This window comes from Nocardia bhagyanarayanae, from assembly GCF_006716565.1.
Lineage (GTDB): Bacteria > Actinomycetota > Actinomycetes > Mycobacteriales > Mycobacteriaceae > Nocardia > Nocardia bhagyanarayanae.
On record NZ_VFPG01000002.1, the window covers coordinates 159435 to 180947 of the forward strand.

Here is a 21513-nt window from a genome sequence, read left to right on the forward strand (position 1 = left end):
CTCTCGCGGAGCGTAATTGAATTCGGCGTCAGGTTCAATAAACGCGGCGGCCCGGCCGGGCTCGCCGGATCGCGCGGGCCGTCGACAGCGTCCGGAATCCCCGCCCGAGGCCACGAACGCCATCGGCCGGACGTATAAATGCGACATGACTATTCCTGGCACCGACGTCGACGACCATGACGCGCCACCGTCCATGGCGCGCTCGTCGCTGCTGCGGGAGTTGCCGACGACCCAGCGCGGTCTGCGGACGCGGGCGGCGCTGGTAGCGGCCGCGCGGAAGGTGTTCGAACGGCACGGGTACCTGGAAACGCGGCTGGTGGACATCACCAAAGCGGCCAAATGCTCGTCGGGAACCTTCTACACCTACTTCGCGAGCAAGGAAGAGATCTTCGCGGCCGTGCTGGAAGTGGCCCAGGAGGACATGATGCATCCGGGCATGCCCCGGGTGGCAGAGGACGCCGATCCGGCGCGGATCATCGCCGCGAGCAACCGCGCCTACTTCCTGGCCTACGAGCGCAACGCGAAACTGATGGGGCTGCTCGAACAGGTCGCCAATATCGACCCCGAGTTCGCCCGGCTGCGGCGCAACCGCGCGGAGGCGTTCGTCGTCCGCAACGCGCGCAGCATCGAGAACCTGCAAGAGCGGGGGCTCGCCGATGCGGAGCTCGATCCGATGCTGGCGGCGCGAGCTCTGTCCGGCATGGTCAGCCGACTCGCCTTCAACCATTTCGTCGCCGGTGCGGACGAGGTCGATCGGGCGCCGCTCGACGAGGTGATCGACACCGCGACCCGGCTGTGGGTCAACGCTCTGCGCATCTCCTCCTGACCGCCTCCTAGGCGGGAGATGCGCAGCTAGCGGGCCCTTTCGGCGGCAATATTTGAAATTGACGCCGACTTCAGAATATCCTTTGGTGGGGTATGGATCGCAGCTCGTCACCCCGCCGTCGGCTCGGCCGTGCCGAGGTATCGCCCGGACATCACACCGATCGCATCGCCGACACCCGTCCTACCGTCAGGAGCCAGGATGTCCTTGTTCGACATGTCCGAACGCGCCTTGAAATACCAGGCGGATCTGCTCGACTTCATGGATTCGCACATCTATCCCGCCGAACCCGTCTACGAACGGCAGATGCGCGAATCCGGCGATCCGCATTTCCATCCGCCGATCTTGGAGGAGCTCAAAGCCGAGGCCCGTCGGCGCGGACTGTGGAATCTCTTCCATCCCCATCCGGAATGGGGTCCGGGGCTGACCAACCTGGAATACGCGCCGCTGGCCGAGATCATGGGTCGCAGCCACATCGCCTCGGAGGCGTGCAACTGCAACGCGCCCGACACCGGGAACATGGAGGTACTGACCCTCTTCGGCACCGACGAGCACAAGCAGAAGTACTTGAAGCCGCTGCTCGACGGCACGATGGCGTCGGCGTTCGCGATGACCGAACCGCGCGTGGCCAGCTCGGACGCGACCAATGTCGAGCTGTCGATGGTCCGCGACGGCGGCGACTACATCCTGAACGGTCGCAAGTGGTTCGCCTCCAACGCGCTGCACAAGAACTGCAAGGTGCTGATCGTGATGGGCAAGACCGATCCGAACGCGGCGCCGCACCGTCAGCAGTCGATGATGGTCGTCCCGATCGACGCGCCCGGCATCACCGTGATGCGCAACCTGCCGGTCTTCGGCTACCAGGACCGCGAGGGCCACGCCGAGATCGATTTCGCCGACGTCAGGGTGCCCGCCAAGGACGTGCTCAAAGGTGAGGGCGAGGGTTTCGCCATCAGTCAGGCCCGCCTCGGACCCGGCCGTATCCACCACTGCATGCGGTCGATCGGCATGGCCGAGCGCGCGCTGGAACTGATGTGCAAGCGTGCCCGCTCGCGCACCACCTTCGGCAAGCCGATCAGCGAGAACGCCAACATCCAGGACTGGATCGCGGAATCGCGGATCGAGATCGAGATGATCCGGCTGCTGACCCTGAAGGCCGCGCACTTGATGGACACCGTCGGCAACAAGGAGGCGCGCACCGAGATCGCGGCGATCAAGGTCGCGGCTCCGCGGATCGCGCTGAAAGTCGTTGACCGCGCGATCCAGGTGCACGGCGGCGCCGGCGTCACCGACGACTTCCCGCTCGCCATGGCCTGGGCGCATCTGCGCACCCTGCGCCTGGCCGACGGCCCGGACGAAGTGCACAAGCGGGCGATCGCCCGGCAGGAGCTGGGCAAGTACCGCACCGTCGAGACCGCGGCGAGCAATGGAGTGAAGGCCTGATGACCACCATCGATCTGAGCGGCCGCACCGCCATCGTCACCGGCGCCTCCCGCGGCATCGGGCTCGCCGCAGCGCAGGCCATCGCCGCCGCGGGCGGCAATGTCGTGCTCACCTCCCGCTCGCAGGACTCCGCGGACGCCGCGGCCGCGCAGGTGGACGGCAGCGCGCTCGGCGTCGCCGCGCACGCCGTCGACGAGGACGCGGCGCGGCGCTGCATCGACCTGACGCTGGAGAAGTTCGGCAGCGTCGACATCCTGGTCAACAACGCGGGCACCAATCCCGCCTACGGCCCGGTGATCGGCCAGGACCACGCGCGGTTCAGCAAGACCTTCGACGTGAATCTATGGGCCCCGATCATGTGGACCTCGCTGGCCACCAGCGCGTGGATGGGCGAGCACGGCGGCAGCGTGATCAATACCGCGTCCATCGGCGGACTCGGTTTCGAAGCGAACCTCGGCCTCTACAACGCCAGCAAGGCCGCGCTGATCCACCTGACCAAGCAGATGGCGCTGGAGCTGTCGCCGAAGATCCGGGTCAACTCGGTCGCGCCGGGCGTGGTGCGCACGCGGCTGGCCGCGGCGCTGTGGCAAGAGCACGAGAACCTGCTGAACGAGCAGACGCCGCTGAACCGGATCGGCGAGCCGGAGGACATCGCCTCCGCGATCGTCTTCCTCGCCTCCGACGCCGCGAGCTGGATGACCGGCGAGACGATGGTGATCGACGGCGGTCAGCGGCTCGGCGACGCCACGATGTTCCGCGGGGGGTTGGCCGGTGCCTGAGGTTTCCGACGCCGTGGCGGTCGATCCGGTGGCCGTGGCCGGTTGGCTCGATTCCCTCGGCATCGAGGTCGACGGGCCGCTGCGTTTCACCAGAATCGGCCTCGGCCAATCCAATCTGACCTATCTGGTCACCGACGACGCCGACCGGCGGTGGGTGCTCCGCCGACCGCCGCTCGGTCATCTGCTCGCCTCGGCGCACGATGTCGCGCGCGAGGCGCGGATCATCGCGGCGCTGGAAGACACGGCGGTGCCCGCGCCGCGCATCCTCGGGGTCGCCAAGGATCCGGCCATCTCCGACGTGCCGCTGGTCTTGATGGAGTTCGTCGACGGTCAAGTCGTCGACACGATGGAGATCGCGCGGTCGCTGACACCGCAGCGCCGTCGCGAGATCGCGCTGTCGCTGACGCGCACACTCGCGAAGATCCACGCCGTCGACATCGACGCGGTCGGTCTCGCGGACCTGGCCAGCCACAAGCCGTATGCCCAGCGTCAGCTCAAACGCTGGGCGGGGCAGTGGGAGCAGTCCAAGACCAGGGAACTGCCGGAGCTCGACGACCTGACCCGCAGGCTGGTCGCGGCGATACCGGAACAGCGCGAGATCACGCTGGTGCACGGCGATTTCCATCTGCGCAACATCATCGCCGATCGCGAATCCGGTGAGCTCGTCGCGGCCTTGGACTGGGAGTTGTCCACGCTGGGTGAACCGCTGGCCGATATGGGCAGCCTGCTCGCCTACTGGACCGAACCGGGGGAGGACACCGGCGGTGATTTCCCCGCCTCGGCACTGCCTGGTTTCCCGAGCCGGGCCGAGCTCACCGAGGTGTACCTGTCCGAAACCGGACGCGATCTGTCGGCCTTGCGGTACTGGCATGTGCTCGGCCTGTGGAAGCTGGCCGTGATCGCCGAGGGCGTGATGCGCCGGGCGATGGACGAACCGCAGAACAAGGCCGCGGCGGGCACGCCGACCGTCGAGCGCATCGACGCGATCGTGCACAAGGCGATCGAGATCGCCGACGCCGCGGGCATTTGACCGATCCGGCGTATCAGGAACCACCACAAGGAGTTCGACGGTGAAAGCATGGCGAGTACACGAACTCGGCGAACCGCGCGAGGTGCTGCGGTTCGAAGAAGTCGCGGACCCGGAGCCCGACACGGGGCAGTTGCTGGTGCGGGTGCTCGCCGCACCGGCGAACTTCCCCGATGTGCTGTTGTGCCGCGGCGAGTATCAGATCAAGCCGCCGCTGCCGTTCACGCCCGGTGTCGAGCTGTGCGGCGAGGTCGTCGCGATCGGCGCCGGAGTCACCCGGTTCGATGTCGGTGACCGGGTGATCGGCACCCCGAACCTGCCCGGCGGCGCGTTCGCCGAACTGGCCGTCGTCGAGGAGGCCAACGCCTTCCCGGCGCCTGCCGCGCTGGACGACACCGAGGCCTCGGCGTTGAGCATCGGATACCAGACCGGCTGGTTCGCACTGCACCGGCGGACCAGCCTGCTGCCGGGGGAGACCCTGCTGGTGCACGCCGCCGCGGGTGGTGTCGGCAGCTGTGCCGTCCAGCTCGGCAAAGCGGCCGGAGCGACGGTGATCGGTGTCGTCGGTGGCGCGGAGAAGGCCGAGTACTGCCGGGCTCTCGGCGCGGACCTCGTGATCGATCGGCACGCCGAGGACTTCCTTCCGGTCGTCAAGGAGTTCACCGGCGGTCGCGGCGTCGACGTCGTCTACGACCCGGTCGGTGGTGACGCCTACGCCAAATCCACCAAATGCATCGCCTTCGAAGGCCGCATCCTGGTGATCGGCTTTGCCGGTGGCACGATTCCCCAGCCCGCGCTCAATCACGCGCTGATCAAGAACTATTCGATCATCGGGCTGCATTGGGGGCTGTACAAGCACCACGATCCGCAAGCCATCCAGGACTGCCACGACGAGCTCACCCGGCTCGCGGCGAACCGCGCGATCAAGCCGCTGATCAGCGAGCGGCTCGCCCTGACCGAGGTAGCCGACGGACTCGGCCGCCTCGGCGACGGCAGCACCGTCGGACGAATCGTGTTCCAGCCATGACCGCGCCCTCGGTCGACCCGCGCGACGCGGTCCTGGTGGATTTCGGCGGCGTCATGACTACGAGCGTGCTCGACGCGTTCCGCGCGTTCGGCGCGACATTCGGGTATCCCGATTTGCCGATCACCTTGTTGAGCACGGACGAGATCGCGCGAAAGCTGCTCGCCGACCACGAATCCGGCCGCATCGATGCCGATGCCTTCGACAACGGTTTCGCCGAACGGTTGCGTGCGCACGGCGCCGATGTCGATCCTGGCGCGTTGAGCGCCAGGATGCAGAGCGCGCTTGCCAGGGATGAGGCGACGATCGAGCTGATTCAGGGGATACGCGCCGCCGGGGTTCCCGTCGCGCTGGTGTCGAACGCTTTCGGGCGTGACTGCTACGCCGGATTCGATCTGACCGCCCTCGCCGATGTCGTCGTCATCTCCTCGGAGGTGGGCATACGCAAACCGTCGAGGCGGATCTACCAGATCGCCTGCGACGGTCTGGGCGTGCAGCCGAATCGGGCGGTCATGATCGACGACCTGCGCCAGAACCTCGACGGCGCGGCGCGACTCGGCATCGCCGGGGTGCTGCACACCTCGGCCGAGGACACCGGTCGTCAGCTGGCCGAGCGGTTCCGCATCGGGTGAACGAGCGAAACGCCAGCGGTATCAGGGCTTTCGTCAATGGGCGGGAAGGACACCGGCGAGGAAGGTCTGTGTGTCGGAGGCGGCGGTCGGCAGGAGGGTGAAGTGGTCGGCCGCCGGGTGCAGCACCAGTCGGCTGTCGGCGCCGCCCCGCTGGAGTTGCTGGTGCAGAAGGACCGTGGTCGGCAGGGGCTGCACCTTGTCCGCCGCACCTTGCAGCAGCAGCACCGGCCGGTGGTGGCCGGTGGTCGGCACCGAGAGGTAGTCGCGCAACGCCGCCATCAGGGGCGGATCGGCCAGCGGCGCGGAGAAGAGCAGTCCGACCGGCTGCCCGGCGACCGCGGCTTCCAAGGCGCCGAGGCACTCCTCCCCGGCTCGCGCGATCGCGAGCACACGTTGACCGTGTGGACTCACGTAGTCGGTGACCCGCACATCCGGGCGGGCGTGGTCGAGGCCGGCCAGGATCATCACGAGGCGAGCATGCAGGCCGTCGAGTGACGGGAGCGCGGGCGTGCCGGGGCGGCCCAGTGCGGCGATCACGTCTTCGACGTTGCTCGTGGGGGCGTAGGCCACCGTGCCTCGCAGGTCCAGTTCGGCGGCGTAGCTCGGCCACATCTGCGCCGCGGCGAGCGCGGACTGGCCGCCGATGGAATGCCCGGCCGCCACGAAGGATTTCGACAACGCGGCATCGAGAGCGTGACCCGCGCGGACGATATCGAGGACCGCGTGGCCGGCCGCTCGGCCGGCCAGGTACTCGTAGGTGCCAGGTGCGCCTAGGCCGATGTAGTCCGTGGCCTCCACCGCGTAGCCCTGGGCCAGGTAGCTCGACAGCTGCGGCGTTTCGTCGAAGGTATCGGCCATACCGCCGTTCAGGGTGGGCGCGCAGCCTTGCGTCATGCCGCTCGTGCCGTGGGCCCACGACACCACCGGCCAGCCGTCCGCCGGGGGAGTCCCCGACGGCACATAGATGGTGCCGCCGCTGACCGCCGGTTCGCCGTTCTGTCCCGTGGTCCGGTAGACGAGCCGATAACCTTCGGCCGCTTCGGGAATCAGTTCGGCTTCGGCAAGGACCCGTGACGACACGATCGCGCCCGCCTCCGTTCCCGTCCCCGGCTGGGCCGACGCCGGGCCGATCGAGGTCGCCGACGACAGGGCGGCGAGCGCCGCCAGAACCATGTATCGCTTCTGCACACCGCCGATCGTCGCGCCGGACCGGTGCGCTCCGCGTCCGTCGAAAACAGCGGGCTCGTACGTAGATTCGCGTACGCGACGCACGGTCCACCGAGCCGAAGCGTGTAGCCGTCCCCGCCCGCGAGCGTGCGCGCATGCTTGTTTTCGAATTCGAATCTGGTTTGACTTTGTCGGGCGGGTCGGGCACTGTCAATAGCCACGCCGGTACCGCTGTGCGACGCGACACAAGCCGGCAGCGTCACATCCCCGCCCGAAGGTCGACAATGAGCCCGTTCGAACACGAAATACTGGAATTCGCCGCCGCGTGGGCGCCCTACGGCGGCAACGACGACGAAGCCTTCGTACGATTCGGCCTCCGCCCCAGGGAGTTCCACATTCGCCTGATGCGCCTGCTCGGTTCGCCTGCCGCCCGCGCGCTCAGCAATTCGACCGTCGCCGAACTCCGTGACCAGTGCGTCGATCGTTTGACCCGCGCGTCGCCCGGGAGGGCTGGTTCGAATCGCCGGCCAGAGGCTCGCAGGCCGTAGTGGCCGTCCGGGGCATCGCACGCCAAGGCTGATTCCGAGTCACCGCGCGCAGGCTGCTGTGTCGTTGCCCGCCCGGAAACGGCATGACAGACTGGGCCCACTCCGCTTGCCCATTCGAATGGAATATCGGAGGGCCATCGCGTGCGAGCTGCCTACATCGAACGACTCGGGCCGTCGGAATCGATCGTCTACGGCGAGCTGCCGCCGCCGGTACGCGGTCCGGGCGACGTTCTGGTCGGAGTCATGGCCACCGCGGTGAATCCCGTCGACACCTTCGTGCGCTCCGGGCGATACCCGACCGCGATGGAGTTTCCGTTCGTGATCGGCCGCGACCTGGTCGGCAACGTCGTCGAATCACCTTCGCCCGAATTCGCTCCCGGCGATCAGGTCTGGTGCAACAGCCTCGGGCACGAAGGGCGGCAGGGAGCGGCCGCCGAGCTCGCCGTCGTTCCTGTCGATCGCCTCTACCATCTGCCCGACGGAGCATCGCCAACCGAGACGGTGGCGATCGTCCATCCGGCGGCCGCCGCCTACCTCGCCGCGTTCACGCACGGGCATCTCCGGCCGGGTGATACGGCACTGATCGCGGGCGCCGCAGGCAACGTCGGCAGCGCACTCGTGGCCCTGATCAGCCGCGCCGGGGGCACGGTCATCGCGACCGCTGATCCCGACGACCACGATTACTGCCGGCGCGTGGGCGCCGCGCACACCATCGACTATCGCGAGCGGAACATCGTCGACGAGGTCCGCGGAATCGTCGGCAGCGGCGTCGACCTCTATATCGACACCTCCGGTCGGAACGACATGGTGGATGCCGTGGCGATGCTCGCGGTCGGGGGCCGGGTCGTCGTCATGGCAGGCACCGGTTCCCGAAGCGAGCTGCCCACGGGGACGCTGTATCTGAAGGACGGTTCGATTCGCGGTTTCGTCATCTCCCGCGCGACCGTCACCCAATTGCGCGAGGCCGCGACGGTGATCAACCGCCACCTGCTCGACGGAGCGCTGCGGCCCCGGGCGATCGACTTGCTTCCGCTGTCCGCCGCCGCGGAGGCGCATCGCAGAATCGAGACGGAGCGGCTGCGCGGTACGCGTCTCGTGCTGGAAATCTGACGCGGTCCCATAAGGCCAACTTATGAGGTGGTCGGTATCGGACCCCTACCCGCGCCCACGATCGGGCGCCAGGATCGGAACATCCGCGAGTCGCGGGGTGCCGAACGGCAGAGGAGAAGATTGTGACGTTCGTGGTCGGCGCTGCCTGCGTCGATGTCCTGGATCGGGCCTGCGTCGAGGAGTGCCCGATCGACTGCATCTTCATCGGCGATCGGATGGCGTACATCCAGCCCGACGAGTGCATCGACTGCGGGGCGTGCGAACCGGTCTGCCCGGTCGAGGCGATCTACTTCGAAGACGACATTCCCGCGGGCCAGGAGCAATTCGTCATCGAGAACGCCCGCTTCTTCACCGAACCGCTACCCGGACGGCAAACGCCACTAGGCCAGCCGGGTGCCGCGGCGGGCGTCGGCGCGCTGGGAGTCGACACGGTGTTCGTGCAGGAATACCAGCCGTGAATGTTGCTGCCACGACTGAGCGGAGGCGGTGGCGTCTGAGCGGGGCCGGTCAGCTCGCGCGTGCTCGGGCGTGCGGCCACAGTGGCATGTCGTCGACGTCTTCGCCGTCTTCGAGTCGAACCCACCAGCCGGTGTCGTCGAGGTAGTCCTCGAACCATTGCGCCAGGCTCGGCGTATCGAGGAACCACGCGGCGTCTGGATCGCCCGGGTTGGGCTCGAACAGCAGCACCGTGCCCTCATCGCTGCGACAGTCGACACACGCGTACATGCCGCATCCCCACGTCAGAATCGGTACGACCCCCTCCGGCCAGGCCCACTCGGTACCCGCGCCGGAGGCCCGGTTCGCGAGATAGGCCGAGACCACGGTCTCTGCGTCACCGTCGAGTAGCCGGAGCAACTGGTATTCGGGGCCGAAACCGCCGTCCGCGATCTGCCGGTATACGTCGGCGAGAAGGGGGTGGAGGGCGAAGCCGAGCCGAGATTCCGCTTCTACCAATTCCGTATCGGTGATGGGCGCGAGTAGAGGCAGACCTTCGTCTCGCGCCCGAGCCGAAATCCGGTTCAGCAGACGCGTGTAGTCGATCATGACCCCCATCATCGGGTACGGCCGTCACTCGCCGGCTTCGGCGTCGCGACCAGCGACGAGGATCGTGTCTCGAATCGGCGGCAACACAGTCCTTGGTTTCGGGCGACGCTGATGTCGAGCGGACCGCCTCGTCGCCGACCCGCCGCAGGACCCTCCTCCTGTTCGGCGCTCGATTTCGGGCCCTGCTAGGAATGGGTGTCGATTCGGATAGGAGACAAGACTGTGAAGTTGATCGGTGTGATCGGTGGCGGCACGATGGGTGCGGGCATCGCCGAGGTGTGTGCGAAGGCCGGTAGCGAGGTCCTGGTGCTCGAGACGACGCAGCAGTTCGCCGACGCGGCGCAGCAGCGGATCGCCTCGTCGATCGCGCGCGGGGTGGCGAAGGGCAAGATCACCCAGGAGGACGCCGACGCCGTGCTCGCGCGGGTGCGCGTGACCCTCGATATCGAGGAGTTCGCCGATCGTGACCTGGTCATCGAGGCCGCCCCGGAGATCGAGTCGCTGAAGTACGAGATCTTCGGCAAGCTCGACAAGATCGTGAAGCCGACCGGCATCCTCGCGACCAACACGTCGTCGATCCCGGTGATCAAGGTCGCGGGCGCGACCCAGCGCCCCGAGCAGGTCGTCGGCGTGCACTTCTTCAACCCGGTGCCGGTGATGCCGCTGGTCGAGATCATCTCCACCCTGGTGACCTCCCCGGAGACGGCCGCCGCCGTCACCGACTACGCGAAGAACACCCTGAAGAAGACCACCGTCCAGGCCGGCGACCGCTCCGGCTTCATCGTCAACGCGCTGCTCATCCCGTACCTGTGCCAGGCGGTCCGGATGCTCGAGTCGGGTTACGCCTCCGCCGAGGACATCGACGCGGCGATGAAGGGCGGCTGCGGCTACCCGATGGGTCCGCTCACCCTGCTCGACACCGTCGGCCTCGACATCGCACTGGCGGCGGCCGAGTCGCTGTACGCCGAGTTCGCCGAACCGCACTACGCGCCGCCCGCCCTGCTGCGCCGGATGGTCGACGCGGGCCGCCTCGGCCGCAAGACCGGACGCGGCTTCTACAGCTACAACTGACACGCGCGGGCGCATCGCCCGTTGCACGACACCACCGCGCCACCCGACGATGGTCATCGAGAGGTGAGCGGTGGTGTCTGATCAGCCCGCCGTGCGTCGGCGGACGGTGCGTTCGAGGATCCCGAGGGTCGCTTTGAGGGGGGCGGGGACGCCGATGGACTCGACGTCGAGTGCGTGCACCACGAAGAAGTAGCGGTGGGGGCCGTGCCCGGCGGGCGGGGCGGCGCCGAGGAAGCGGGTCTCGCGTGCGTCGTTGGGGAGCTGGAAGGCCCCTTCTGGCAAGCCAGACCCGATGTCGTCCCCCGCACCCTCAGGCAGTTCGGTGACTGTGGCGGGGATGTCGGCGACCGCCCAGTGCCAGAACCCGGACCCGGTCGGGGCGTCGGGATCGTAGACGGCGATGGCCTCGCAGACCGGCTGCCCAACCGCGGTTTCGCGGTCCCGCCGTTCTCCGACCGCCGCTGGCAGGAGATCGCCGAGGCACGCCGAACCATCGAACCGGTTGTGTTGCGCATGCCGATCGATCGCGGCGACGTCGACTGGGAGGCCGACGTGCGAGCCGCCCACCACCGGCTGGCGCGGACCCCGGCATTCGTCCCGGACGACGGTAGGCACTACAGCGAGGCATGGTTCGAAGCCCATCGGACCTTCCATCGAACGCTGCTGGAGGGTTGCCGAAACCCCGTCCTGCTCGAGACCTTCGACCGAATGTGGACCGCGAGCGAACTGACACGCCGCTGGTCGGCACAGCGCGACCCCGGCTGCGATGGCGCCGACGAACACCGTCGGCTGGAGGAAGCGGCGCTGGCCCGCGACGCCGACGCCGCGGCCGAGATCTTGACCCAGCACCTCACTCTGACCGCAGCCGCATCGACCGAGTAGCAAGAGTGATTCGCCGCGCCGGTCGGTTCTATGTCGGCCGAGAAGCGGTCATCGACTACTGATCCGAACGCGGGGCCTCGGGCCCCGAAAACTGTGCGCGAGAGGGGACTTGAACCCCTACGTCCGTGGACACCAGAACCTAAATCTGGCGCGTCTGCCAATTTCGCCACTCGCGCTTGATGGTACGACCGTCCAAACTCTACCGGGCTTGACCGAGATCGCGAAGCAACTGTGGCGAGTGTCGTACTGGCCGGTAACACCACCAGGGATTATAACGATTCCATAACGGTCAACATGAGGGGCACTCATGTTTCATACGTGTTAGTAACCGGGTGGACCAGTGCGTTCAAACATGAGGACTGGTCATGTTTTTCGTCATTCTGGCACGCACGTACGTAAATACCGAGCGGTAAGGGCTCGCCGACGAGCCAAACGTGAGGATTTCCTCATGATTTTGTGCCATCCTCGCCCGTATCAGGCCTAGAGGTCGAGGACGACCCGCGCACCTATAGGAAGCGGCGTGTCGACAACGGGCATGTCGCCAGGAGAAGGAAGTCGAAGCGTCTTGACGATCAACGAGAGCACCGAGACCGGAACCGGAGCGAGCGCGAAGGTGGTCAGGACTGCCGGGCAGGCAGCCGGCGTGCGATCGCCGCTGCTCGATCGTTTGCTGAACGGGACGCCGTACGCGCTGGCCTTCGGCGGGCAGGGCGCGCAATGGCTCGGCGAACTGGAAGAGATCGGGCGCGACAGCGCGCTGGAGCCGGAGCTGACCGCCTTGGTCAACGAGGCGGCCGCGCTGCTGGAACCCGTTGCGGCACAATTGCTCGTGGTCCGTCCGGTCGGGTTCGACCCGATCGCGTGGATGCTCGAGGACGAGCTGGTCGACACCGAGCAAGGTGAGACCTCGGCGGCGCCTTCGGAGCAGGTGCTCCGGTCCGCGGCCGTGTCGATGCCGGGCGTGCTGCTGACGCAGCTGGCCGCGCTGCGGGCGCTGCGCTTGCAGGGTCTCGATTTCGCCGAGCACGCGCCGGTCGCCGTCGTCGGACACTCGCAGGGCAAGCTGGCGGCCGCGGCGGTGCGGTCGGCCGGTGCGCGGGACGCGGAGCTGCTCGCGATCGCGCAGTTGATCGGCGCCGCGGGCAATCTGGTGGCGCGCAGGCGCGGGCTGATGCCGGTGGGCGAGCGTTCGCCGATGGTCGCGGTGTCGAACGTGGACCCTGAGCAGTTGCGCGCGGTGGTCGCCGAGGTCGCCGAAGGCGTGAATCCCGATGCGGCAGCTGTGGTCTCGATCCGCAACGGGCGGCGCAGGGCGGTGCTTTCCGGCACCCCGACGCAGCTCGAGCGAGTGCGGCAGCGCTGCGCGCAGATCTCCGAGGAGCAGACCCGCGCCCGCGATGCGAAGGTGCGCGGCGGTGCGGTGTTCGCCCCGGTCTTCGAGGACGTGTCGGTCGACGTCGCCTTCCACCACCCGGCCCTGGCCGAGACGGAAGAAATGGTGGCGGGCTGGGCCGCCCAGTGCGGACTGGACGCGGAGCTGGCCGGTTCGCTCGCCAAGGCCATCCTGGTCGACCCGGTGGACTGGGTGCAGTCCGTGGACGATGTGGTCGCCGCGGGCGCGCAGTGGATTCTGGATCTCGGCCCCGGTGATCTGCTCAGCCGTCTCACCGGCGGCACGTTGAAGGGCACCGGCGTCGGTATCGTCGCCGCCGCGACCCGCCCGGGCCAGCGCAGCCTGCTGACCCCCGGCGCGGCTCCGGAACAGGCGCGGCCGTGGTCGGACTACGCGCCGCGCCCGGTGCGGCTGCCGAACGGCCGGATCGTGGTGGAGACCGCGTTCACCAAGCTGACCGGTCGCTCGCCGATCCTGCTCGCGGGCATGACGCCGACCACCGTGGACGCCAAGATCGTCGCGGCCGCGGCGAACGCGGGCCACTGGGCCGAGCTGGCGGGCGGCGGCCAGGTGACCGAGCAGATCTTCGCCGACCGAGTCGCCGAGCTGAAGCAGCTGCTGCAGCCCGGTCGCGCGGTGCAGTTCAACTCACTTTTCCTCGATCCCTACCTGTGGAAGCTGCAGCTGGGCGGTAAGCGCCTCGTGCAGCGGGCCCGGAGCGCGGGCGCTCCGTTCGACGGCGTGATCGTCACCGCGGGCATCCCGGAGCTCGACGAGGCCGTCGCACTCATTCAGGAGCTCACCGAGGTCGGCATCTCGCATGTCGCGTTCAAGCCGGGCACCGTCGCGCAGATCCGCGCCGTGCTGCGGATCGCCGACGAGGTGCCGGACTACCCGGTGATCATGCACATCGAGGGCGGCAAGGCGGGCGGCCACCACTCGTGGGAGGACCTGGACGACCTGCTCCTGGAGACCTACGCCGAACTGCGCAACCGCCCCAACGTGGTGGTCTGCGTCGGCGGTGGCATCGGAACCCCCGAGCGCGCGACGGAGTACCTCACCGGCGTGTGGTCGCAGGCGCACGGCTACCCGGTGATGCCGCTGGACGGCGTGCTGGTCGGCACCGCGGCGATGGCGACGTTGGAGGCCACCACCGCACCCGAGGTCAAGCAGCTGCTCGTCGACACCCCCGGCACCCCGGACTGGGTCGGCGCGGGCACCGCGTCCGGCGGAATGGCCTCGGGCCGTAGCCAATTGGGCGCCGACATCCACGAGATCGACAACGCCGCCTCGCGCACCGGCCGCCTGCTCGACGAGGTCGCGGGCGACGCCGACGCGGTCGCCGCCCGGCGCGCGGAGATCATCGAGGCGCTCGACGGCACGGCCAAGCCCTACTTCGGCGATCTCGGCACCATGACGTACCTGGAATGGCTGGAGCGCTACGTCGAGCTGGCCGTCGGCCTGGACCGCCGCAAGGACTTCGACTGCGGCAGCGACCTCGGCGACGCCATCCTCGAGGCCACCCGGTCGGTGTGGCTCGACATCACCTGGCGCGACCGCTTCGCGGAGATGGTGCGCCGCACCGAGTCCCGCCTGCACCCGGCCGACCGCGGCGAGATCCCGACGCTGTTCGCCGACGACGAGGCGTTCGAGCGCCCGGTCGACGCCTTGTGCACGCTGAAGAAGCAGTACCCGGCCGCCGAGCAGATCCTGCTGCACCCCGCCGACGTGCCGTTCTTCATCGCGCTGTGCAAGACGCCCGGCAAGCCCGTCAACTTCGTCCCGGTCGTCGACGCCGACGTACGGCGCTGGTGGCGTTCGGATTCCCTGTGGCAGGCGCACGATCCGCGCTACTCGGCCGATCAGGTGTGCGTCATCCCCGGCACCGTGTCCGTCGCGGGTATCACCCGGGTGGACGAGCCGGTCGGCGAGCTGCTGGACCGTTTCGAGCAGGACACCGCCTACTCGCTGGTGCGCGCGGGCGTGGTGCCCGCCCCGATCGACGCGCGCCGCACGGCGGGGGTGACGAGCGGCCCGATCGACGCGGTGCTCGCCGCGCCGGATGTGCAGTGGGCGGGCCGCACCACCGTGAACCCGGTGCACCGGCTCGGCGACCACACCGAATGGACCGTGGACGGCAAGGGCGCCGTGCACCCGCGCACCGGCGCCACCCTCGTCGAGACCACCGGTCCGGAGGCCGACAACTCCTACGTCGAGCTGACCGTCCCGCTGTTGCGCAGCGACGCGGTGCGCATCCGGATCACCGTGCCGGTCTCCATCTACAACGGCGGTTCGCCGGTCGTCACCGAGGCCGACGCCGAAGCCGCCATGGCCGCGCTGCTCGCGGTCGCGGCGGGACAGTCGCTGCCGGAGGTGAAGGGCTCGGTCGCGCACGTCAACCTGGCCTGGACTCCCGATCTGATCGCCGACCACGCCGGTGTCACCGGCTCGGGTCTGCCCGCCTCGCTCAGCACGCTGGGCCGCACCGCGCCCGACGTGCTGGTCGGCGCCTGCTGGCCCGCCGTGTTCGCGGTGCTCGGCGCCACCCGCACCGGCGACGCGTGCTCGGTCATCGAGGGCATGCTGGACCTGGTGCACCTCGACCACCAGATCGAGCTGCTGCGCGAACTGCCCGACACCACAAGCATTCTCGTGGTGCGCGCGGAGTCGAAGTCGGTGCTCGACACCGACATGGGCCGCGTCGTCGAGGTGGAGGTCACCGTCGGCGAGATGCGCGACCAGGGCCTGGACGTGGTGCCGCTGGCCCGGCTCAGCGAGCGCTTCGCCATCCGCGGCCGCAACGGCGCGGGCGAACTGGCCGACCCGCCGCGGGCCGCGGGCACCGCCGCGTCGGCCACGGACACCCCCCGCCGCCGTCGCCGCGACGTCACTCTCGTCGCGCCGCGCGCGATGCACGCTTTCGCCGCGGTGTCCGGCGACCACAACCCGATCCACACCAGCGACAACGCCGCCAAGCTCGCCGGGCTGGGCAGCCCGATCGTGCACGGCATGTGGCTGTCGGCCGCCGCCCAGCACGCGGTGTCCGCCGTGGATCCCGAAAGCTCGGTTCCCGCACGGACTCTCACCGCATGGACCACTCGCTTCCTCGGGATGGTGCGTCCGGGGGCGGAGATCGATGTGCGGGTCGAGCGGATCGCCGTCGACGCGGGCAGCGAGATCGTCGAGGTCTCCTGCCGCACGGGTGGTGATCTCGTGATGACCGCGACCGGCCGCACGAAGGCGCCGAAGACCGTGTACGCCTTCCCGGGGCAGGGCATCCAGCGCAAGGGGATGGGTCTGGACGCCCGGTCGCGGTCCAAAGCGGCCAAGGAGATCTGGGAGCGCGCCGACAAGCACACCCGCGAGGCGCTCGGCTTCTCGATCCTCGCCGTGGTGCGCGACAACCCGACCTACCTCAAGGCGCGCGGCGTCGAGCACCGGCACCCGGACGGCGTGCTGCACCTGACGCAGTTCACTCAGGTCGCGATGGCGACCCTGGGTGTCGCGCAGGTCGCCGAGCTGCGCGAGGCGGGCGCCTTCGTCGAGGGCGCCATGCTCGCGGGCCACTCGGTCGGTGAATACAACGCGCTCGCCGCGGTCGCCGGGGTGCTGCCGCTCGAGGCGGTGCTCGAGGTGGTGTTCCAGCGCGGTTCGGCGATGCACGAGCTGGTTCCGCGGGATGCCCAGGGCCGCAGCGACTATCGGATGGCCGCCATCCGGCCCTCGCAGATCGGCCTGCCCGACGAGGACGTGATCGGCTTCGTCCAGAGCGTTTCCGAGCGGACCGGCGAATTCCTCGAGGTCGTCAACCTGAACCTGCGCGGCTCGCAGTACGCGATCGCGGGCACGGTGGCGGGCCTGGAGGCGCTGGAGACCGAGATCGACCGCCGCCGTGCCGAATTCGGCGGCAAGCGGGCGTTCATCCTGGTGCCCGGCATCGACGTGCCGTTCCACTCCACCGTGCTGCGCAAGGGCGTGCCGGAGTTCCGGCAGAAGCTCGAGCAGCTGCTGCCAACGGACCTGCGGCCAGACGTCTTGGTCGGCCGCTACATTCCGAACCTGGTGCCAAGGCCGTTCTCGCTGGAGCGCGATTTCGTCCAGGAGATCGCGGACCTGGTGCCCTCGGAACCGCTCACCGCGGTGCTCGCCGATTTCGACAGCTGGGCGGCCCAGCCTGCCGAGCTGTGCCGGGTGGTGCTGATCGAGCTGCTCGCCTGGCAGTTCGCCAGCCCGGTGCGTTGGATCGAGACCCAGGACCTGCTGTTCACCGACGCCGAGAACGGCGGGCTCGGTGTCGAGCGGTTCGTCGAGATCGGTCTCGGCGCGACGCCGACCGTGGCGAACCTGGCCAGCCAGACCCTGAAGCTGCCGAGCTTCGGCACCGCCACCGTCGAGGTGCTCAACATCGAGCGCGAGGCCGCGGTCGTCTACTCGACCGACACCGACCCCGCCCCGGTCGACGAGCCCGAGGAGACCCCGGCCGAGACCGCCGCCCCGGCCGCCGCCGCGCCCGCCGCGGTGGCCGCCCCGGCCCCTGTCGCGAGCTCGGGCGGACCCCGCCCCGACGACATCCTGTTCACCGCCGCCGACGCCACCCGCGTGCTCATCGCCCTGTGGACCAAGCTGCGGCTGGACCAGATCGGCCCGGTGGACACCATCGAAGGCCTCTGCGACGGCGTCTCCTCGCGGCGCAACCAGCTGCTCGTCGACCTCGGCTCCGAGCTCTCGCTCGGCGCCATCGACGGCGCGGCCGACGCCGACATGGGCGCGCTCTCGGCCACGGTCGAGCGGCTGGCGCGCACCTACAAGCCGTTCGGCTCGGTGCTCTCCGACTCGATCAACGACCACCTGCGCAAGGTGTTCGGCCCGTCCGGCAAGCGGCCCGCCGCGATCGCCGAGCGCGTCAAGAAGGTGTGGGAGCTCGGCGACGGCTGGGCCAGCCACGTCACCGCCGAAGTCTCGCTCGGCACCCGCGAAGGCACCAGCGTGCGCGGCGGCGATCTCGGCGGACTGGTCTCGGGCGCGCTGAACGACGCGGCCTCGGTCGACGCCGCCATCGACGCGGCCGTGCAGGCCGTCGCCGCCCGGCGCGGTGTCGCGGTGTCGCTGCCCACGGCGGGCGGTGGCGGCGGCGCCACGGTCGACGCGGCGGCGCTCGGCGAGTTCACCGAGCAGATCACCGGCCGCGACGGCGTGCTCGCCTCGGCGGCGCGAGTCATCCTCGAGCAGCTGGGCCTCACCGATCAGGTGTCCGCGCCGGAAACCACCGACGACACGCTTGTCGACCTGGTCTCGGCCGAACTGGGTTCGGACTGGCCGCGTTTGGTCGCGCCCGCGTTCGACGGACGCAAGGCGGTGCTGATCGACGACCGCTGGGCGACCGCGCGCGAGGATCTGGCGCGGCTGTGGCTGGTCGACGACGCGGACACGGCCGACGGATCGGTCATCGGGTTCCTCGGTGCGGGCGAAGCCGTTGCCGCGCAGGCCGAATGGTGGCGCGAGCAGGCCAAGCACCAGGCGCGCTCGGTGCTGGCGGGCCTGTACGAGCGCATCGCCGTTGCCGCGCGCAGCACCGAGGAGCCGGGCCTGTGGTCCGACGACATCGCGGTGATCACCGGCGCGAGCAAGGGTTCCATCGCCGCGGCGGTGACCGGACGCCTGCTCGGCGGCGGCGCGACCGTCATCGTCACGACCTCGAGCCTGAACGACGACCGTCTCGGCTTCTACAAGAAGCTCTACCGCGAGAACGCCAGGCACGGCGCCGCCCTCTGGGTCGTGCCCGCGAACATGGCCTCCTACCAGGACGTCGACGCGCTGATCGACTGGGTCGGCAGCGAACAGGTCGACAACGCGGGCGGCGCGAAGGTCAAGATCAAGGACGCCATGACGCCGACCATGCTGCTGCCGTTCGCGGCGCCGCGGGTGGCGGGCGACCTGGCCGACGCGGGCGCGCGCGCCGAGATGGAGATGCGCGTGCTGCTCTGGTCGGTGGAGCGGCTGATCGGCGGGCTGTCCAAGCTCGGCGCCGATCACGACGTGGACGCGAAACTGCATGTGGTCCTGCCCGGTTCGCCGAACCGCGGCATGTTCGGCGGTGACGGCGCCTACGGCGAGTCCAAGGCGGCGCTCGACGCGGTGGTCGCCAAGTGGCGGGCCGAGAAGTCCTGGTCGACGCGGGTCACCCTGGTGCACGCGCTGATCGGCTGGGTGCGCGGCACCGGCCTGATGGGCCACAACGACCCGATGGTCGAGGCCGTCGAGAAGGCGGGCGTGCAGACCTGGTCCACCACCGAGATGGCCGACGAACTGCTCAAGTGGTGCACCTCGCGGGCCCGTCAGGTGACGGCCACCGGTCCGCAGCAGATCGACCTGACCGGCGGACTGGCCAGGGCCAAGCTGGATCTGCCCGCGCTGGCCAAGGAAGCGGCGGAGCAGGAGGCGGCGGAGTCCGCGGAAACCGCTGCGGCCGCGACTATTCCGGCCCTGCCCGCCCCGCCGACCATGACCTCGGCACTGCCGGTGCCCGAGTGGGGTGAGGTCACCGCCGATCTGGCCGACATGGTGGTCATCGTCGGCGCGGCCGAGCTCGGCCCGTACGGCTCGTCGCGCACCCGCTTCGAGATGGAGGTCTCCGACGAGCTCTCCGCGGCGGGCGTGCTCGAACTCGCCTGGACCACCGGCATGGTGACCTGGGAGAACGATCCCAAGCCGGGCTGGTACGACGCGGAATCGGGCGACTACGTTCCCGAATCCGAAGTGGCCCAGCGCTACCACGACGCCGTGGTCGCCCGCTGCGGCATCCGCCGCTACGAGGACGACGGCGCCATGCTCGACAACACCGCGCCGCTGATGACCTCGGTCTTCCTCGATCAGGATCTGTCGTTCACGGTCGGCAGCGAGGCCGAGGCCCGCGCCTTCCACGCGGCCGATCCGGAGCACACCGTCATCACGGCGGTGCCGGACTCCGGCGACTGGACGGTGACGCGCAAGGCGGGCACCGAGATCCGGGTGCCGCGCAAGGCCAAGCTCTCGCGCACTGTCGGCGGCCAGATCCCGACCGGCTGGGATCCGACCATCTGGGGCATCTCCGCCGACATGGCCGCCTCGGTGGACCGGGTCGCGCTGTGGAACATCGTCTGCACGGTGGACGCGTTCCTCGGCTCCGGCTTCAGCCCCGCCGAATTGATGAGCTGGGTGCACCCCTCGCTGGTCGCCAACACCCAGGGCACCGGCATGGGCGGCATGTCCTCGATGCGCTCGCTCTACGTCGACAACCTGCTCGGCGAGCCGCGACCGAACGACATCCTGCAGGAGGCGCTGCCGAACGTGGCCCTCGCGCACGTGGTGCAGTCCTACGTGGGCAGCTACGGCGCGATGGTGCACCCGGTGGCCGCCTGCGCCACGGCGGCGGTGTCCGTCGAGGAGGGCGTGGACAAGATCCGGCTCGGCAAGGCCGAACTCGTGGTGGCCGGCGGCTACGACGATCTCGGCATCGAGGGCATCGTCGGCTTCGGTGACATGTCGGCTACCGCCGACTCGGCGACCATGAGCGCCAAGGGCATCAGCGACCGGTACTTCTCCCGCGCCAACGACCGCCGCCGCGGCGGCTTCGTGGAATCGCAGGGCGGCGGCACCGTGCTGCTCGCCCGCGGCGACGTGGCGCTGGAGATGGGTCTTCCGGTGCTGGGCGTGGTGGCCTACGCGCAGTCCTTCGCCGACGGCGTGCACACCTCGATCCCGGCGCCCGGCCTCGGCGCGCTCGGCGCGGGTCGCGGCGGACGCGAGTCCCGGTTCGCCGCGGAGCTGCGCAAGCTCGGCGTCACCCCGGACGAGATCGCGGTGGTGTCCAAGCACGACACCTCCACCGCGGCCAACGATCCCAACGAGTCCGAGCTGCACGAGCGGCTGGCCGCGGCGATCGGGCGTTCGGAAGGCGCGCCGCTGTTCGTGGTCTCGCAGAAGAGCCTGACCGGACATGCCAAGGGCGGCGCTGCCGCGTTCCAGCTGATCGGCCTGTGCCAGGTGCTGGAAACCGGTGTGGTACCGCCGAACCGGAGCCTGGACTGCGTCGACGAGAAGATGCAGGCCTACCCGCACCTGGTGTGGCCGCGCGAGCCGCTGCGCTTCGGCGAGCGGTTCCCCCTCAAGGCCGGTCTGGTGACCTCGCTCGGCTTCGGGCACGTCTCCGGCCTGCTCGCGGTGGTGCACCCGCAGGCGTTCCTGCGTGCCATCGAGCCCGCGCGGCGCGAGGAGTACCAGCGTCAGGCCGAACAGCGGCAGCTGGCCGGTCGGCAGCGGTTCGTCGAGGCCATGTGCGGCGGTGCGCCGCTGTACGAGCGGCCCGCGGACCGGCGGCTCGGCGGAGAAGGCACGCCCGCCAAGCGGATTCGCCAGCTGGAGGCGGACATGCTGCTCTCGCCGCAGGCTCGCCTCGGCGCGGACGGCGCCTACCGCGCCGACGGATTCGGTTGCGGCACGGGCGCGGTCGTCGCCGGGCAACTCGAGGGCGATGGCTCTTTGGATCGGTGACTCAGGCCACTACCCTTCACTCAGGCCGTCCGGCGCGGGCG

At 69.4% G+C, this 21513-nt stretch carries 14 protein-coding genes, 1 tRNA gene and 1 pseudogene; 12 read left to right on the forward strand and 4 right to left on the reverse strand.

Features of this window, described 5'->3' with window-relative positions:
* Nucleotides 1–145: 145 nt before the first annotated feature.
* From FB390_RS27475 to FB390_RS27500, 6 genes are all read left to right on the forward strand, one after another.
* Nucleotides 146–826, forward strand: a complete 681-nt coding sequence (locus FB390_RS27475) for a TetR/AcrR family transcriptional regulator (RefSeq protein ID WP_246124407.1) — start codon at nt 146–148, stop codon at nt 824–826.
* A gap of 198 nt (nt 827–1024) precedes the next feature.
* Nucleotides 1025–2266: an acyl-CoA dehydrogenase family protein gene (locus FB390_RS27480; RefSeq protein ID WP_141812171.1), complete on the forward strand. Its 1242-nt coding sequence runs from the start codon at nt 1025–1027 to the stop codon at nt 2264–2266.
* Nucleotides 2266–3045, forward strand: coding sequence for an SDR family oxidoreductase (locus FB390_RS27485; protein ID WP_141812172.1), 780 nt, complete (start codon nt 2266–2268; stop codon nt 3043–3045). Before FB390_RS27480 ends, FB390_RS27485 begins: the two co-directional genes overlap by 1 nt.
* Nucleotides 3038–4075 (forward strand): phosphotransferase family protein, encoded by a 1038-nt coding sequence (locus FB390_RS27490; RefSeq protein ID WP_141812173.1) that lies wholly within the window; start codon nt 3038–3040, stop codon nt 4073–4075. The genes FB390_RS27485 and FB390_RS27490 overlap by 8 nt, the downstream gene beginning before the upstream one ends.
* Nucleotides 4076–4115: 40 nt before the next feature.
* Entirely contained in the window at nt 4116–5099 is a 984-nt protein-coding gene (locus tag FB390_RS27495; protein WP_141812174.1) for an NADPH:quinone oxidoreductase family protein, read from the forward strand.
* The gene (locus FB390_RS27500; protein WP_141812175.1) at nt 5096–5728 is read left to right on the forward strand and encodes an HAD family hydrolase; all 633 of its coding nucleotides are present in this window, start codon (nt 5096–5098) and stop codon (nt 5726–5728) included. The genes FB390_RS27495 and FB390_RS27500 overlap by 4 nt, the downstream gene beginning before the upstream one ends.
* A 33-nt stretch (nt 5729–5761) precedes the next feature.
* Here FB390_RS27500 and FB390_RS27505 read toward each other — a convergent pair whose 3' ends face one another.
* A complete protein-coding gene (locus FB390_RS27505) occupies nt 5762–6916 on the reverse strand; it encodes a lipase family protein (protein WP_246124408.1) in 1155 nt (384 codons plus the stop codon).
* Nucleotides 6917–7179: 263 nt separating this feature from the next.
* On the opposite strand from FB390_RS27505, the gene FB390_RS34955 reads away from it, so the two are divergent.
* From FB390_RS34955 to fdxA, 3 genes are all read left to right on the forward strand, one after another.
* Entirely contained in the window at nt 7180–7443 is a 264-nt protein-coding gene (locus tag FB390_RS34955; protein ID WP_425465937.1) for a DUF3263 domain-containing protein, read from the forward strand.
* A gap of 141 nt (nt 7444–7584) precedes the next feature.
* Nucleotides 7585–8553 carry an NADPH:quinone reductase gene (locus tag FB390_RS27515; protein ID WP_141812177.1) on the forward strand — a complete coding sequence of 323 codons (969 nt, stop codon included), beginning with the start codon at nt 7585–7587 and terminating at the stop codon, nt 8551–8553.
* A gap of 122 nt (nt 8554–8675) precedes the next feature.
* On the forward strand, nt 8676–9011 hold the full coding sequence (gene fdxA / locus FB390_RS27520; RefSeq protein ID WP_141812178.1) for a ferredoxin: 336 nt from the start codon (nt 8676–8678) through the stop codon (nt 9009–9011).
* A 49-nt stretch (nt 9012–9060) separates the two neighbouring features.
* On the opposite strand, the gene FB390_RS27525 is transcribed toward fdxA, so the two are convergent.
* Nucleotides 9061–9597, reverse strand: coding sequence for an SMI1/KNR4 family protein (locus FB390_RS27525; protein ID WP_141812179.1), 537 nt, complete (start codon nt 9595–9597; stop codon nt 9061–9063).
* A 222-nt stretch (nt 9598–9819) separates the two neighbouring features.
* Between FB390_RS27525 and FB390_RS27530 the strand changes: the two genes are divergently transcribed.
* Nucleotides 9820–10668 carry a 3-hydroxybutyryl-CoA dehydrogenase gene (locus tag FB390_RS27530; RefSeq protein ID WP_141812180.1) on the forward strand — a complete coding sequence of 283 codons (849 nt, stop codon included), beginning with the start codon at nt 9820–9822 and terminating at the stop codon, nt 10666–10668.
* 81 nt (nt 10669–10749) lie between these two features.
* On the opposite strand, the pseudogene FB390_RS34460 reads toward FB390_RS27530, so the two are convergent.
* Nucleotides 10750–11073 (reverse strand): annotated as a pseudogene (locus tag FB390_RS34460) (YbhB/YbcL family Raf kinase inhibitor-like protein); the annotation flags it as partial.
* On the opposite strand from FB390_RS34460, the gene FB390_RS27540 reads away from it, so the two are divergent.
* Complete coding sequence (locus FB390_RS27540; protein WP_141812181.1) at nt 11023–11550, forward strand: GntR family transcriptional regulator; 528 nt, start codon at nt 11023–11025, stop codon at nt 11548–11550. The pseudogene FB390_RS34460 and the gene FB390_RS27540 sit on opposite strands and share 51 nt — an antisense overlap.
* Before the next feature lie 94 nt (nt 11551–11644).
* Here FB390_RS27540 and FB390_RS27545 read toward each other — a convergent pair.
* Nucleotides 11645–11726 (reverse strand) — tRNA-Leu (locus tag FB390_RS27545).
* A 437-nt stretch (nt 11727–12163) separates the two neighbouring features.
* On the opposite strand from FB390_RS27545, the gene FB390_RS27550 reads away from it, so the two are divergent.
* The gene (locus FB390_RS27550; RefSeq protein ID WP_425465938.1) at nt 12164–21472 is read left to right on the forward strand and encodes a fatty acid synthase subunit beta domain-containing protein; all 9309 of its coding nucleotides are present in this window, start codon (nt 12164–12166) and stop codon (nt 21470–21472) included.
* Nucleotides 21473–21513: the final 41 nt, after the last annotated feature.